The 12054-nt window shown below is 70.0% G+C and carries 10 protein-coding genes; all 10 read left to right on the top strand.

The window, feature by feature from the left end:
• The first annotated feature begins 26 nt into the window (after positions 1-26).
• Genes AC57B8_RS03255 through galE form a run of 10 tightly spaced genes read left to right on the top strand, consistent with a single transcriptional unit; the run spans position 27 to position 12018 of the window.
• On the top strand, positions 27-2306 hold the full coding sequence (locus AC57B8_RS03255) for a polysaccharide biosynthesis tyrosine autokinase (protein WP_496478637.1): 2280 nt from the start codon (positions 27-29) through the stop codon (positions 2304-2306).
• Positions 2303-2983: a sugar transferase gene (locus tag AC57B8_RS03250; RefSeq protein ID WP_095947192.1), complete on the top strand. Its 681-nt coding sequence runs from the start codon at positions 2303-2305 to the stop codon at positions 2981-2983. The genes AC57B8_RS03255 and AC57B8_RS03250 overlap by 4 nt, the downstream gene beginning before the upstream one ends.
• A gap of 37 nt (positions 2984-3020) precedes the next feature.
• The gene (locus tag AC57B8_RS03245) at positions 3021-3998 is read left to right on the top strand and encodes an NAD-dependent epimerase/dehydratase family protein (protein ID WP_492734857.1); all 978 of its coding nucleotides are present in this window, start codon (positions 3021-3023) and stop codon (positions 3996-3998) included.
• Between the two features lie 19 nt (positions 3999-4017).
• Positions 4018-5331 carry a hypothetical protein gene (locus AC57B8_RS03240; RefSeq protein WP_496478636.1) on the top strand — a complete coding sequence of 438 codons (1314 nt, stop codon included), beginning with the start codon at positions 4018-4020 and terminating at the stop codon, positions 5329-5331.
• 24 nt (positions 5332-5355) lie between these two features.
• Complete coding sequence (locus AC57B8_RS03235; RefSeq protein ID WP_496478635.1) at positions 5356-6447, top strand: glycosyltransferase; 1092 nt, start codon at positions 5356-5358, stop codon at positions 6445-6447.
• The gene (locus AC57B8_RS03230) at positions 6444-7397 is read left to right on the top strand and encodes a hypothetical protein (protein ID WP_496478634.1); all 954 of its coding nucleotides are present in this window, start codon (positions 6444-6446) and stop codon (positions 7395-7397) included. The genes AC57B8_RS03235 and AC57B8_RS03230 overlap by 4 nt, the downstream gene beginning before the upstream one ends.
• A gap of 25 nt (positions 7398-7422) precedes the next feature.
• A complete protein-coding gene (locus AC57B8_RS03225; protein WP_496478633.1) occupies positions 7423-8379 on the top strand; it encodes a hypothetical protein in 957 nt (318 codons plus the stop codon).
• Positions 8376-9644 (top strand): polysaccharide biosynthesis protein, encoded by a 1269-nt coding sequence (locus tag AC57B8_RS03220; RefSeq protein WP_496478632.1) that lies wholly within the window; start codon positions 8376-8378, stop codon positions 9642-9644. Before AC57B8_RS03225 ends, AC57B8_RS03220 begins: the two co-directional genes overlap by 4 nt.
• Positions 9641-10912: a glycosyltransferase WbuB gene (locus tag AC57B8_RS03215; RefSeq protein ID WP_496478631.1), complete on the top strand. Its 1272-nt coding sequence runs from the start codon at positions 9641-9643 to the stop codon at positions 10910-10912. Before AC57B8_RS03220 ends, AC57B8_RS03215 begins: the two co-directional genes overlap by 4 nt.
• On the top strand, positions 10909-12018 hold the full coding sequence (gene galE, locus AC57B8_RS03210) for a UDP-glucose 4-epimerase GalE (RefSeq protein ID WP_496478630.1): 1110 nt from the start codon (positions 10909-10911) through the stop codon (positions 12016-12018). The genes AC57B8_RS03215 and galE overlap by 4 nt, the downstream gene beginning before the upstream one ends.
• The last annotated feature ends 36 nt before the right edge of the window (positions 12019-12054 follow it).

The following is a 12054-nucleotide window of genomic DNA, read 5'->3' as shown; positions in this document are numbered from 1 at the left end:
CGAACACGACAAAGAAGGTGAAGCCCATGAATGCGCGTTGGTACCCCCCGCTTCCCGCACCGTACAGCCCGGAACCCGAGCGCCCGCACTCGCGGTTCAAGGAATACGTCGACCTGATGCTGGACAACCGATGGCTGATCGCCTCGGTCACCGCCGCGGTGCTGGTGCTGGGCGCGGGCTACGCGCTCTTCGGGCCGCGCGTGTACGAAGCGAACGTGCTGATCCAGCTCGAGGACGCCGAGCGTTCGCCCGGCGGCGCGGGCGATGCCGCGGTCAACGGCGTGGGCGTGAAGACGCCGACCTCGGGCGAGGCCGAGATCCTGAAGTCGCGCATGGTGCTCGGCCAGGCGATCGAGAACACCAAGCTGTTCATCAAGGCGCGGCCGCACTACATCCCGGTCGTGGGCGCCTTCATGGCGCGGCATTCGAAGACGCTGTCCAGGCCGGGCTTTCTCGGCATGCGCGGCTATGTGTCGGGCATCGAGCGGATCGCGGTCGCGCAGATGGACGTGCCGCCGGCCCTCGAGGGCAAGAAGTTCCTGCTGACCGCCGGCAAGGACGGCACCTACACCCTGACGCACCCCGACCTCGACACCCCGCTGCACGGCCGGGTCGGTGAGCCGCAGGACAGCTCGGTGCCGGGCGGCACGGTCCACCTGCTGGTGGCCTCGATCGACGCCCGGCCCGGCGGCGCCTTCGAGCTGACGCGGCATTCCACGCAGCTCACCATGCTCGAGCTGCAGCGCGAGCTGCGCGTGATCGAGAAGGGCAAGCAGTCCAGCGTGATCGACGTGAGCTGGCAGACCGACGATCGCGAGCACCTGGCGAACCTGCTCAACGAAGTGGCGCGCCTGTACATGCGCCAGAACATCGACCAGAAGACCGCGCAGGCCGAGCGCACGCTGAACTTCCTGGGCACCGAGCTGCCCAAGTTCAAGCAGCAGCTGGAACAGTCGGAAGAGGCCTACAACCAGTACCGCAACCAGAACGGAACCATCAGCCTGGACGACGAGGCGCGCAACGCGCTGTCGCAGAACGTCGACCTGCAGGCCAAGCTGCTCGACGCGCGCCAGAAGCGCCTGGACCTGGCAAGCCGCTTCACCAGCCAGCACCCGATGCTGATCACGCTCGACGCGCAGATCGCCTCGTTGCGCAAGGAGCTGGGCGGCGTGGACAACCGCATCCGCCGCATGCCGATGCTGCAGCAGAACTCGCTGCGCATGCAGCGCGACATCAAGGTCAACACCGAGCTCTATTCGTCGCTCTTGAACAGCTCGCTGCAGATGCGCCTGGCCCGCGAAGGCCGCATCGGCAACGTGCGCGTGCTCGACCAGGCGCTGTCGCCCGAGAAGCCGGTGCGGCCCAAGGCGGTGATCGTGATGGCGCTGGCGCTGGTCGTGGGGCTGTTCCTGGGCGCGGTCACGTCGGTGCTTCGCAAGGTGCTCAAGAACACGGTCGCCACCCCCGACGAGATCGAGATGCGCACCGGCCTGAACGTCTACAGCACGATCGCACTCAGCACGCGGCAGGGCACGCTCGACCGCGCCATCCGCCAGGGCAAGCCCGGCGTGAAGCTGCTGGCGGCCTCGCACCCGGACGACCCGGCGCTCGAAGGCGTGCGCAGGCTGCGCACCGCGCTGGGCTTCCTGATGGCGGGCGCGCAGAACAACCGCATCCTGCTGACCAGCGCCACGCCGGGCGCGGGCAAGACCTTCCTGTCGGCGAACTTCTCGGCCGTGCTGGCGGCCTCGGGCAAGCGCGTGCTGCTGATCGACGCCGACATGCGCCGCGGCAAGCTGGCGAGCCAGTTCGGGCTCAAGGCGACCACCGGCCTGTCGGAGCTGATCGCCGGCACCGCCACGCTCGCGCAGGCAGTGCATGCGCAGGTGCTGCCGCACCTGGACGTGATCACCACCGGCAAGCTGCCGCTCGATCCGGCCACGATGATGGGTTCCAGTGCGTTCACGCGGTTGCTGGAGACCCTCTCGGCGCTCTACGACGCCGTGGTCATCGATGCACCGCCGATCCTGCTGGCGACCGAGACCGTGGCGATGTCACCGGACGTGGGCACCCTGATGCTCGTGGCCCGCGCCGGCGACAGCGAGCTGGGCGACCTGGTGGAGAGCGCGAAGCGGCTGGCGCACGTGGGCGCGGCGTTCCACGGCGTGGTGCTCAACGCGCAGGACGCGCGGCAACGCCACAACGCCTACGGCTACGACTACGGGCCCTACGGCCTGCCGCCGAACATCTATCCGCCCGCGCTGGGGCACACCCCCCGCGCAGAACCGGAGCGCGCGACATCATGAGCACGCACCTTTCACGCACGCCGCACCGCAGCGCCGCACGCCCCGTGCCGGTGGGCGGCTCGCGGCTCCTGCAGGCCGCCAAGCGCGCCATGGACATCCTCCTGGCGGGCGCCTTCTTCCTGTTCCTGGGCTGGGCCTACGCGCTGATCGCCCTCGGCGTGCTGCTGACCTCGGGCGGCCCGGCCATCTACGTGCAGCCGCGCTACGGCCGCGACGGGCGGATCTTCCGCTTCTACAAGTTCCGCACCATGGCGCCCGACGCCGATGCCCTGCTGGCCCGCCACCTGCGCGAGAACGACGCGGCGCGGCGCGAATGGGAGAAGTTCCAGAAGCTCGAGCACGACCCGCGGATCACCCGCTTCGGCGCCTTCCTGCGCCGCTACAGCATCGACGAGTTTCCGCAGTTCTGGAACGTGCTCAAGGGCGACATGAGCATGGTCGGCCCGCGCCCCTGCATGTTTGCGCAGAAGGAACTGTACGGCCCCTACTGGGCGTACTACTGCGCCGTGCGCCCGGGCATCACGGGCCTGTGGCAGATCAGCGGACGCAACGAGGTGAGCTACCGCCGCCGCGCGGCCATGGACGCCGAGTACGTCGCCACGCTCTCGCTGCTGCGCGACGTGGTGATCCTGCTGAAGACCTTCCGCGTCGTGCTCGGGGCGCGCGGTTCGCGCTGAGACCTGGAGCCCCCTCTTCCTTCACTGAAAGAACGCCATGCGAATCTATGTTGCAGGTCATCGCGGAATGGTCGGCCAGACGCTCACGAGGCGCCTGGGCGAACTCGGCCACGAGGTCGTGACGCGCAGCCACGCCGAGCTCGACCTGCTCGACCAGGCGGCGGTCGCACGCTTCTTCGCGACCGAGCGCATCGACCAGGTCTACGTGGCGGCGGCCAAGGTCGGCGGCATCCACGCCAACATGACCTATCCCGCGCAGTTCATCTACGAGAACCTGCTGATCGCGGCCAACCTCACGCACCAGGCCTTTCTCGCCGGCGTCAAGCGGCTGCTGTTCCTCGGCTCCAGCTGCATCTACCCGCGGCTGGCCGAACAGCCGATCCGCGAAGAGGCCCTGCTCACCGGCAAGCTCGAGCCCACCAACGAGCCCTACGCGATCGCCAAGATCGCCGGCATCAAGCTCTGCGAAAGCTACAACCGGCAGTACGGCGCCACGCACGGCGTCGACTTCCGCAGCGTGATGCCGAGCAACCTCTACGGGCCCGGCGACAACTACCACCTGGAGAACAGCCACGTGGTGCCCGCGCTGATCCAGCGCTTTCACCTGGCCAAGATCAGCCGCACGCCGAGCGTGCTGATCTGGGGCAGCGGCCGGGCACGGCGCGAATTCCTGTACGTGGACGACATGGTCGAAGGCTGCCTGGACGTGATGAACCTGTCGCGCGCCGCCTACGACCAGCACACCGATCCGATGCGCGGCCACATCAACCTCGGAACGGGCGAGGACGTCTCGATCGCCGAGCTGGTGGAGCACATCCGCGAGGTCGTGGGCTACGAGGGCAGCATCCACTACGACCTGGCCCAGCCCGACGGCGCCCCGCGAAAGCTGCTGGACGTGTCGCGCGCGGCCAGCTTCGGGTGGCACGCCACCGTGCCGCTGGCCGAAGGGCTGCGCCGCACCTATGCGGACTACCAGACGGCGCGCCGGACCGCCGCCGAGGCCGAGCACGCCTGAAGAAGAAACGGACCTCGCCATGAGAACCCTCGTCTTCTGGTCCGGCATCGTCTGCGCCGCACTGTGCGGGCTGATCGATCCTGTCTGGGGCTACGGGGTGGTGTTCGTGCTGACGGTGGTGCAGCTGTCGATGCTGGGCACCGCCGGCGACAGCGTGTTCCTGCTGATCCACTACACGGCGGTTCTCATCTACTTCTCGCTGGCGCCGGCGATGCAGATCGCGACCGACACCGACTTCTGGGAGGTCGGCATCGTCGGGCAGGCCGCGCACACGCAGGGGCTGATGCTCGTGCTGCTGTACATGGCCGGCGTGGAGGCCGCACGGCTGGGCCTGCCCGAGCCGTCTACCGCGCCCCGGCTGGCGCGCCGCGCACTCGGCGCCGGCGTCGCCCACCCCTTCCTGCTGCTGGCCTGCCTGGAGGTGGCGTTCGCCATGCTCTTCCTGCGCCCCGACATGAACTTCACGGCGCGCGGCGTGATTTCCGAAGAGGAGGCCGCGCCGGTCCAGTACATCGTCTATTCCACGCTGCCCAAGCTCATGGTGCTGCTGTGCTGCGTGGCGCTCGCGATCCACGCCACGCGCCAGCGCACGCTGTGGGCCTGGTGCGTCGCGGGCCTCGCGTTCGCACTGGCCGCCATCGCCGCCAACCCGGTCAACACGGCGCGACAGGTCATCCTGATCGGGCTGCTCCCGCTGCTCATCCACGCCCTGGGACGGCGCCACCGGTGGACGCTCGCCGCCGTGATCTTCGGCGCCATCGCGGGCCTGGGGCCGGTGCTGAACCTGATCTCGCGGGACGCCATGTGGGGCGCGGAGCTGGCGTCGTACCCGTTCAGCCAGGACTTCGACGCGATGTTCGTCGTCGCGGGCATCCTGGAGCGCGCGCCCTCGCCCGACCTCGGCTACGGGCGCTACCTGCTCTCGGCCTTCTCCTTCATCCTGCCGCGCGAACTGAAGATGTTCCCGGGCTACGACCCGCTCGGCTGGCCGGCCGTGCTGGGCAACTTCTCGCAGAGCAACCTGTCGCTGCCGCCCTTCACCACCGCCTACTTCGACTTCGGACTGGCGGGCCCGGCCCTGCTGGGCTTCGCGGTCTCGGCGCTCTTTCGCCTCGTCGACAAGGCCATCGATCCGCAACGCACGCTGACGGCCGGCTACCTGTGCGCGCTGGTGCTGCTGGCGGCCTACGTGCCGTTCCTGCGCGGGCCGATCCTGGGCTGGGGACCGTTCGCCGTCTCGGGGCTGGTCGCGGCCGTCGTCGCCGGCAGCCTCGCTGCGTGGTTCCGCAGGCCGGGCCCCCGCCCGGCGCGCGCCAGCCTGCCGACCGCATGAGAACGCACGCACGCAGGAGCGACCATGGCCACCTACCTCTTCTACGACACGATCCGGCTCAACGCGTCGGCGGGCGGGGTGCTGAACGTGTCCGAGGTGCTGCTCGAGAGCATGCGCGACGCGCCGGGCCACGAGGTGCAGCCGGTCAGCGAGCGCCATCCGCACCTGTACGCGGCCGCACGGCGGCTGAAGATCAGCCGCTTCATCCTCGACACGCTGCTCTACAACGTCCACCTGGTGCGTGGATGGCTGCGCGGGGAGCGCGTGTACTCGCTGTTCCCGAACTACTTCCTGCCGTTCTCGCTGCTGGCGCCCTTCAGCCGCCATCGGGATTCGATCGTGGTGGTGCACGACGTGCAGTACAAGTCGTACCCGCAGTACTTCAGCGCGCGCAAGCGCCTCTGGCTCGACTGGAACCTGCACCGCGTCGCGCGCAGCGCCGCCGACGTGGTCTTCATCAGCCGCAGCAGCCAGGAAGATTTCGAGCGGCACTTCAGGCGCTGCGAGCACCCGGCGGTGATCTTCAATCCGGTGGATGCGGGTGCCGTCGCCGCTAGCGCCGACGGCACGGCAGCGCCCGACGGGCGCTACCTGATCGCGGCCTACCACTACTACCCGCACAAGAACTTCGAAGGCATCCTGAAGCTCTTCGTGCGCATGAAGCGCCAGGGCCTGGTCGACTACCTCGACATCACCGGCAACGGCGCGAAGGAGGTCGAACGCATGATCTCGGCCATGGCGCCCGCGTTCCGCGGCTGCGTGCGGCACCGGGGGCTGGTATCGCGGGAAGAACTCCTGCGGCTGTACCGGGGCGCGACGGCCTTCATCTCGCTGTCCACCTTCGAGGGCTTCAACCTGTCGGCCGCCGAGGCGGCCACGCTGGGCGTGCCGCTGCTGCTCTCGGACCTTCCGGTGCACCGCGAGCTCTTCGCGGGCTACGCGTTCTTCATCGGCAACGAATTCGTCGGCCTCGGCAGCATCGAGCGCTACCTGGCCGCGCACCAGCGCACGCGCCCCGCATGGTCGCTCTCGCGGGCCTGCACGCCGGGCGCGGTGGCCGCGAGTTACCTCAGGCTGAAGCGCGGTGACGCGTCACTGGCGAGGGCCACGCCATGACGAAGCGCGCACGCTCCCTGCTTCGCGCGCTCGCGGTGCTGGCGCTCGGGCTGACCGGCTGGGCACAGCCCGCCGCCGCCGCACTGCCGGAAACGCAGAGCGCCCCGGGCTTCGGCGTGATGGTGCATTACCTGCCCGACAAGCAGTCCATCGCCGGCATCGGGCGCTTCGACGTCGACGCCTTCGCCGCCTCGCTCGCGGAGATGCGCGCCAGCCATCTCATCCTCACGCTCGGGCAGAACAACGGCCAGTTCATCGCGCCGAACGCCGCGCTCGAAGCGCTGTGCCCGCGCAGCGCCGCGCACCGTTCGCCGCGCGACCTGCCGATGGAGATCGGCCGCGCGCTGCGCCGCCACGGCATCGCGCTGATCCTCTACCTGCCCTTCCGCGCGCCGCAAGGGGATGCCTACCTGATGGAATGCCTGGGCGACGTCTCCGAACAGCTGCCGCCGCCGACGCGCTTCATCACCGCCTGGTCGGCCGTGATCGACAGCTGGTCGCAGCACTATGGCGCAGTCGCCACGGGCTGGTGGTTCGACGGCGTCTACAACACGACGGGCATGACGGCACGCGACTGGGAGCGGTTCTGCGCGGCCGCGCGCAGCGGCGCACCCACCCGGTGGCTGGCCTTCAATGCCGGCGAGGGGGCGGCGCGCTTCAGCCTCAAGAGCGCGCCGTGCCAGAACCTCATGGCAGGCGAGTACCTGCAGCCCGCCGCACGCCTGGCCTCGCCGCCCTCCGAACTCCGGCTGCATGTGCTGACGCCGCTGGGCGCCTCCTGGGCCCAGCCGAGCGCGCCGCGCTTCTCGGCGGTGCAACTGCGCAGCTGGATCGGCGACGCGAACGCGCGAGGCGGAATGCTCACGCTCGACATGCCGCTGGACGCCGACTTCCACTTTCTTCCCGCCCACGTCGCGCTGGTACGCAGCGCCACCGCGCCGCGGCCCTGACCCGTACCAACCCGCTTGCCCGACCATGGACCACGCCCTCCCCTTCATCGTTGTGGAAGACCGCCAGAACACGGCCCTGCGCCTGTGCTGCGAATCCGCGGCCATGGCGCAGGAGCAGCTGGTCGTCCTGTCGGACACCGACGCCGGACCGGCATACGAACGCTTCTGCCAGGCCTACGTGCACCTGTCGAGCAACACGCCGGCGTTCGAGAAGATCTGCTTCCGGCGCTACTTCCTCCTGGCGAACCATCTCGCAGCGCACCCCGATTGCCGTGCCTTCGTGCTGATCGACAGCGACGTGCTGCTGTTCAACGGCGTCGGCGCCCACATCGCGCGCCTGGTGGGCCACGCCGACTTCTCCGGCTCCAGCATCCTGCCCACGGACGGCTGGAACCCCTGCCAGATCTCGCCGCACGTGAGCTACTGGACGGCGGCCGGCCTGCAGGACTTCGTCGCCTGCCTCCTGCGCATGTACAGCACGCCCACGGGCCTGCACCAGCTGCGCGAGATCGCCGAGCGCTTCGCGACCCGCAGCGTGCGCGGCGGGGTGTCCGACATGACGCTGCTGTACCTGTGGGCGCAGGCCAGCGGCAACACCGTGCCGATCAATCGGGTGTTCGACGGCCAGGTGATCGACCACAACGTCAACGGCGGCACCAACCACTTCGTGCGCGAGTTCCGCGTGCGCGGCGGCGCCAAGCGCCTGGCCTTCGTCGACGGCCAGCCCTGCCTGCAGACGCCGGCGGGCGAGACGGTGCGCGTGCTCGCGCTGCACTTCCAGGGCGCCGCCAAGCTGGCGATGCAGCCCGCGCTGCATCGCCGCGTGTACACGGTCGCGCTGCTCACCTGGGCACTGCAGATGGCGCGCCGGGCCAAGAACAACGCGCACCGGATCGCCTCGCGCGCGCGCCGCATGGCCGACACCCTGGGCTTCGCAGACGCGCCGGCGGCCAAGCACCCTGCGGACGGGAGCACGCCATGAAGCCAGCCGCCGGCACCTCGTTCGCCCTGCCCGGCATCCGCCTGGCGCAGCGCCTGGGCCTGGGGGCGCTCGCGTCGCGGCTGTATGTGTACCTGTCGGGCTTCCTGGCGATCTTCCTGATCGCGGCGCAGGTGGCGCCCGCGCGCTTCGGCGAGTACTCCGTCTACCAGTCGGTGCTGGAAGTGGCGCTGGTCGTGGGCACGCTGGGCAGTTCGCTGCTGTTCTCGCGCAATGCCGCGAGCGTGCCGCCCCGCGTGACCCGCGGCGACCTGGTGCGCACGCTGGCGATCGGGCTGCCGCTGGCCGCGCTGCTCGCGGCCGGCGTCGTGGGGGCGCAGCGCCTGCCGGTGGCCAGCGCGCCCTTCATGCTGATCGTGCTGTCGCTCGCGGTCTTCGCCTTCAACAGCCTGCGCCTGTCGTACAGCCGGGGCCTGGGCCATGCGGGCCTGCTCAACCTGGAGTCGGGCGTGCGCGCGACCGTGCTGGTGCTGGGCGTGGCGACGCTCGCTGCGCTCGGCCTGGAGATCGGCGTGGCGCACCTGCTCGCCGTCAATCTGCTGGCCTTGGTGCTCGTGGGCGCGGCCATCTTCCTGCCGGCGAACGGCGCGGCGCCGCCGGCCGGGCCGCCCGTGCTGGCGCTCGCGTCGCAGGCCAGCGCCACGGTGTATGCGCTGATGACCTTCCTGCTGCGCAAGTCGGACCTGCTGCTGGTGGCGCTCTTCATGCCACTGGGCTACGTGGGCGCGTTCAAGCTGGCCTTCCTTCTCGCGGAGGCGCCCTCGCAGTTCGTGCAGGCCTTTCTCGTCACGAAGACGCCGGCGATGCTGGACGCCAACGCGGGCAACCTGACGATCGAGAAGCTGCGGCTGGCGCGGCATTCGTTCCTGCTCGGCTGCGTGCTCTTCGTGGGGCTGGCGGGGCTGATGGCGGTGGCCGCGCCACTGCTCAAGCTCGGCCCCGAGGCGCGCGACATCTTCGTGTGCATCGCGCCGTACTTCCTGCTGAGGACCTACACGGTCCATCACGAAACGATGCTCGCGCTGAACGCCACGATGGGCTCGCTCGGGTGGTGGACGCTGCTGGAGTTCGCGCTGCGGCTGGCCTCGTATGGCGTCGTGATCTCGCTCTTTCCCGACAAGCCGCACTACGTCTTCTTCATCGCCTTCGTCACCGACTTCGTGCTGTACGAGCTGCGCATGCGCGCGCTGTTCGGTTTCTTTCCGATCGTGCGCCTGCTGCGCCCGGCCATGGGGAGCTCGCCGTGAAGATCCTGCTGTACTCGATGAACTTCGCGCCCGAGCTGGCCGGCATCGGCAAGTACTCGGGCGAGATGGCCGAGTGGCTCCAGGCCCGGGGCCACGACGTGCGCGTGATCGCGGCACCGCCCTTCTTCCCGCACTGGGCGGTGTTCGAGGGCCATTCGGCCCGGGCCTACCGCAAGACCACCGGGCGCAACGGCCTCACGGTCTGGCGCGCGCCCACCTGGGTGCCTTCGCAGCCGCGTGCGCTGGCGCGCGTGGCGCACCTGTGCTCGTTCATGCTGTCGAGCATGCCGCTGCTGCTGACGCAGGCGCGCTGGAAGCCCGACCTTGTGTTCGTCGTGGAGCCGCCTCTTTTCTGCGCGCCCGCGGTGCTGTGCTTCGCGAAGCTGCTCGGCATCAGGTCGTGGCTGCACATCCAGGACTTCGAAGTCGATGCGGCGTTCGGCCTGGGCCTCGTGCGCGGCGCGGGCGTGCGGCGCGTCGCGCTGTCGCTCGAGCGATGGCTGCTGGCGAGGTTCGACCGCGTGTCGAGCATTTCGGCGGCCATGGTCGACAAGGCCAGGAGCAAGGGCATCGGCGAAGGCCGGCTGGTTCTCTTTCCGAACTGGGTGGACGTCTCGGCGATCCGTCCCGCTCCCCGCGCGGCCGATGGCTACAGAGCCGAGTTGGGCATTGCGCCCGATGCCGTGGTCGTGCTCTATGCGGGCAGCCTGGGCGCCAAGCAGGGCATCGAGCTGCTGGCCGAGGCCGCGGGCCTGCTGGCCGACCGGCGGAACATTCACTTCGTCATCTGCGGCAACGGCCCGAGCCGCGCCTCGCTGATGTCGGCCTGCGCCGGCCTGGACCGCGTGCACTTTCTCGACCTGCAGCCCGCCGAACGGCTCAACGAATTGCTGGGCATGGCCGACATCCACGTGCTGCCGCAGCGTGCCGATGCCGCCGACCTCGTGATGCCCTCGAAGCTGGCCGGCATGTTCGCGAGCGGCAAGGCCGTGATCGCCACGGCGCACCCCGGCACCGAACTCGCCCGCGTGGTCGCGGACCGGGGCTTCGTGGTGCCCCCGGGCGATGCGGCCGTGCTGGCCGACGCGATCGCGCAGCTCGCGTGCTCGCCGGGCCTGCGCCAGGCGCTCGGTGCGGCGGGCCGCGCGTTCGCGCAGACGGAACTCGACCAGGACGCCATCTTGTCGCGCCTCGAACAAGAGCTGCTTCGCTGCGTGGCGGACCGAGGCACGGCCACGCCATCCCCACTGCGCGAGTCCCAACCATGACCCACTCAAAGATTCTGGTGACGGGTGGCGCCGGCTTCGTCGGAAGCCACGCCTGCGTGGCGTTGATCGCGGCCGGCTACCTGCCGGTGGTGCTGGACACGCTGGTCAACAGCGACCCGCGCTCGCTGGAGCGCGTGGCACGCATCTGCGGCGTGCAGCCGCAGCTCGTGCGCGGCGACGTGCGCGACGCGGCGGTGCTCGACCGCGTGTTCGCCGAGCACGGGGTCGACGCGGTGCTGCATCTGGCGGGGCTGAAGGCGGTCAGCCGCTCGGTGAGCGACCCGCTCGGCTACTACGACGTCAACGTGGCGGGCAGCCTCGCGCTGGCGCGGGCCATGGAGCGTGCCGGCGTGCGCACGCTGATCTTCTCGTCCTCGGCCACGGTCTACGGCGACATCCCGCGCTCGCCGATACGGGAAAGCGCGTCGTACGCGGCCGTCAACCCCTACGGGCGCTCCAAGGTGATGGTGGAGCGCATGCTCGCGGACCTCGCCCGCTCCGATCCGCGCTGGGGCATCGCGTGCCTGCGTTTCTTCAACCCCATCGGCGCGCACGAGAGCGGCCTGCTGGGCGAACACCCGCAGGGACCGCCCGACAACCTCGTGCCGTATGTCTCGCAGGTCGCGGTGGGCGAGCGCGGGCACGTCGTCGTGCACGGCAACGATTACGAGACGCACGACGGCACCGGTGTGCGCGACTACGTGCACGTGATGGACGTGGCCGAAGGCCATGTGGCGGCCCTGCGGTACGCGACGCTGCATCGGGGCCTGCTCACGGTGAACCTGGGCACGGGGCACGGCGCGTCGGTGCTCGACGTGATTGCGGCCTTCGAACGCGCATGCGGGCACCGCATCGCGGTGCACATCGGTCCGCGCCGTCCCGGCGACGCCGCGGCCTACTGGGCGGACGTGCAGCACGCCCAGGACCGGCTCGGCTGGCGCGCACAGCGCAGCCTGGACCAGATGTGCGCCGACAGCTGGCGCTGGCAGCTGGCGAACCCGCGCGGCTTCGACGAACCGATGCCGGGCTTCCCGGTCCGCGCCGCCGACGGCGCCGCACCGACCGCCGTCACTCACTCACTTCAACCGGGGCAAGAACATGGCTGAAAACACGCTCACACCCTCTGGCGACCCCACCCCCGC

The organism is Variovorax sp. BGA-UO-ETr-C22 (assembly GCF_059567965.1).
This window is presented reverse-complemented; position numbering and strand designations above follow the sequence as displayed.

Coding starts and splice junctions, on each gene's coding strand:
- AC57B8_RS03255 (WP_496478637.1), top strand. CDS start 27: ATGAATGCGCGTTGGTACCCCCCGCTTCCCGCACCGTACAGCCCGGAA.
- AC57B8_RS03250 (WP_095947192.1), top strand. CDS start 2,303: ATGAGCACGCACCTTTCACGCACGCCGCACCGCAGCGCCGCACGCCCC.
- AC57B8_RS03245 (WP_492734857.1), top strand. CDS start 3,021: ATGCGAATCTATGTTGCAGGTCATCGCGGAATGGTCGGCCAGACGCTC.
- AC57B8_RS03240 (WP_496478636.1), top strand. CDS start 4,018: ATGAGAACCCTCGTCTTCTGGTCCGGCATCGTCTGCGCCGCACTGTGC.
- AC57B8_RS03235 (WP_496478635.1), top strand. CDS start 5,356: ATGGCCACCTACCTCTTCTACGACACGATCCGGCTCAACGCGTCGGCG.
- AC57B8_RS03230 (WP_496478634.1), top strand. CDS start 6,444: ATGACGAAGCGCGCACGCTCCCTGCTTCGCGCGCTCGCGGTGCTGGCG.
- AC57B8_RS03225 (WP_496478633.1), top strand. CDS start 7,423: ATGGACCACGCCCTCCCCTTCATCGTTGTGGAAGACCGCCAGAACACG.
- AC57B8_RS03220 (WP_496478632.1), top strand. CDS start 8,376: ATGAAGCCAGCCGCCGGCACCTCGTTCGCCCTGCCCGGCATCCGCCTG.
- galE (WP_496478630.1), top strand. CDS start 10,909: ATGACCCACTCAAAGATTCTGGTGACGGGTGGCGCCGGCTTCGTCGGA.